The 1,962-nt window shown below is 55.8% G+C and carries 5 protein-coding genes; all 5 read right to left on the bottom strand.

Annotated features, from left to right (window positions below; translation table 11 throughout):
- The coding region (locus tag VF672_RS15175) for a 50S ribosomal protein L18 (RefSeq protein ID WP_331105391.1) at positions 1 to 224 on the bottom strand (224 nt) is incomplete at its 3' end.
- 10 nt (positions 225 to 234) lie between these two features.
- Positions 235 to 768 carry a 50S ribosomal protein L6 gene (gene rplF, locus VF672_RS15170; RefSeq protein ID WP_003176412.1) on the bottom strand — a complete coding sequence of 178 codons (534 nt, stop codon included), beginning with the start codon at positions 766 to 768 and terminating at the stop codon, positions 235 to 237.
- Between the two features lie 12 nt (positions 769 to 780).
- The gene (gene rpsH, locus VF672_RS15165) at positions 781 to 1,173 is read right to left on the bottom strand and encodes a 30S ribosomal protein S8 (protein WP_331105390.1); all 393 of its coding nucleotides are present in this window, start codon (positions 1,171 to 1,173) and stop codon (positions 781 to 783) included.
- A gap of 214 nt (positions 1,174 to 1,387) precedes the next feature.
- On the bottom strand, positions 1,388 to 1,693 hold the full coding sequence (gene rpsN, locus VF672_RS15160) for a 30S ribosomal protein S14 (protein ID WP_003186042.1): 306 nt from the start codon (positions 1,691 to 1,693) through the stop codon (positions 1,388 to 1,390).
- Positions 1,694 to 1,706: 13 nt separating this feature from the next.
- Positions 1,707 to 1,962 (bottom strand): large ribosomal subunit protein uL5 (gene rpl5 / locus VF672_RS15155; protein ID WP_414705614.1); only part of this gene is annotated, 256 nt, incomplete at its 5' end.

The following is a 1,962-nucleotide window of genomic DNA, read 5'->3' as shown; positions in this document are numbered from 1 at the left end:
TGGCCAACCTTTGTGGCCGCGTCGATGTTGCCAGTGGCACCATCACGCAGTTCTTTATCCAAAGTCGAGGCGCTTGCCAGGACTTTGTTGCCGTCGGCCGAGATGACCTGGGCGTAGATATGCTGCGACGAGCGGTACACGCAGAGACGCACGACTTCGAGTTCGTGCATTTTCAGGCGTGCTTTGCGAGCGCGACGCAGTCGAGTAACTTTTTTGTCGGTCATTTGCTATGCCCTACTTCTTCTTGGCTTCTTTACGACGGACGACTTCGTCCGCGTAGCGCACACCTTTGCCTTTGTACGGCTCTGGTGGACGGAAGTCGCGGATCTCAGCGGCCACCTGACCTACCAGCTGCTTATCGATGCCCTTGATCAGGATATCGGTTTGGCTAGGGGTCTCAGCGGTGATGCCTTCCGGCAGTTCGTAATCCACTGGGTGCGAGAAGCCAAGGGCAAGGTTCAGAACCGTGCCTTTTGCTTGCGCTTTGTAACCAACACCGACCAGCTGGAGCTTACGCTCGAAGCCTTGGCTTACGCCTTGGACCATGTTGTTTACCAACGCACGCGTGGTACCGGCCATTGCGCGAGTTTGTTGATCGCCATTGCGAGCAGCGAAACGCAGCTCACCAGCTTCTTCAACAATCTCAACGGACGAATGGATGTTCAGTTCGAGAGTGCCCTTGGCACCCTTCACCGAAAGCTGTTGGCCTGCGAATTTGACTTCGACACCGGCTGGCAGCTTAACGGGGTTCTTAGCGACGCGAGACATGCTTATCCCCCCTTAGAACACAGTGCAAAGAACTTCGCCGCCGACACCGGCAGCGCGCGCAGCACGATCCGTCATCACACCTTTGTTGGTGGAGACGATAGACACGCCCAGACCGCCACGAACTTTCGGCAGATCTTCAGCGGACTTGTACTGACGCAGGCCTGGACGGCTAACGCGCTTCACTTCTTCAATGACCGGACGGCCTTCGAAGTACTTCAGCTCGATGGATAGCAACGGCTTGGTTTCGCTGCTGATCTGATAACCCGCAATGTAACCTTCGTCCTTCAGGACTTTGGCTACAGCCACCTTCAACGTGGAGGATGGCATGCTTACGACGGGCTTTTCAGCCATCTGGGCATTACGGATACGAGTTAGCATGTCCGCTAACGGGTCCTGCATACTCATGGGCTAGACGCTCCTGATACAAAAAAAATGAGCCTTGCGGCTACAACCTATCGCCTTAAAATTCCGGGCACGTGCAAACACGGGCTCTGGCGAGCCGGCAATTCTAGGCGCACCCCAGAAATGAATCAAGCCCCAAAAGGGGCTTGATTCAAATTCAGGCTCTACACCCACCCGCTTAGGGTGAACGTAAGGGGCGCAGTGCGAGAATAATTGCTTACCAGCTGGCTTTGACCAGACCCGGTACGTCGCCACGCATTGCTGCTTGACGCAGCATGTTACGGCCGAGGCCGAACTTGCGGTATACGCCGTGCGGACGACCTGTCAGACGGCAACGGTTACGCATGCGCGAAGCGCTTGCGTCACGTGGTTGCTTCTGCAGTGCGACCGTCGCTTCCCAACGTGCTTCTGGACTTGCGTTCAGATCCACGATGATCGCTTTCAGCGCAGCACGCTTGGTAGCGTACTTGGCAACGGTGAGCTGACGCTTCAGCTCACGGTTTTTCATGCTCTTCTTGGCCATGGTCCTACTCCAATCAGTTGCGGAACGGGAACTTGAAAGCACGCAGCAATGCGCGACCTTCTTCGTCCGTACGAGCAGTGGTGGTCAGGGTAATGTCCAGACCGCGCAGGGCATCGATCTTGTCGTAGTCGATTTCCGGGAAAATGATCTGCTCTTTAACGCCCATGCTGTAGTTACCACGACCATCGAAGGACTTGGCATTCAGGCCGCGGAAGTCGCGAACCCGAGGCAGGGAGATCGACAGCAGACGATCCAGGAATTCATACATA

The sequence above is a fragment of the Pseudomonas sp. genome (assembly GCF_036387035.1).
In the GTDB taxonomy this organism is placed as follows: Bacteria; Pseudomonadota; Gammaproteobacteria; order Pseudomonadales; family Pseudomonadaceae; genus Aquipseudomonas.
The sequence above is the reverse complement of the archived record's forward strand: the minus strand, read 5'-3'. Positions and strand labels throughout refer to the sequence as shown.

What these genes read in the sequence shown, in the direction of transcription:
- rpsN (WP_003186042.1), bottom strand. Translation starts at nt 1,693, where the DNA reads ATGGCCAAGAAGAGCATGAAAAACCGTGAGCTGAAGCGTCAGCTCACC.
- rplF (WP_003176412.1), bottom strand. Translation starts at nt 768, where the DNA reads ATGTCTCGCGTCGCTAAGAACCCCGTTAAGCTGCCAGCCGGTGTCGAA.
- rpsH (WP_331105390.1), bottom strand. Translation starts at nt 1,173, where the DNA reads ATGAGTATGCAGGACCCGTTAGCGGACATGCTAACTCGTATCCGTAAT.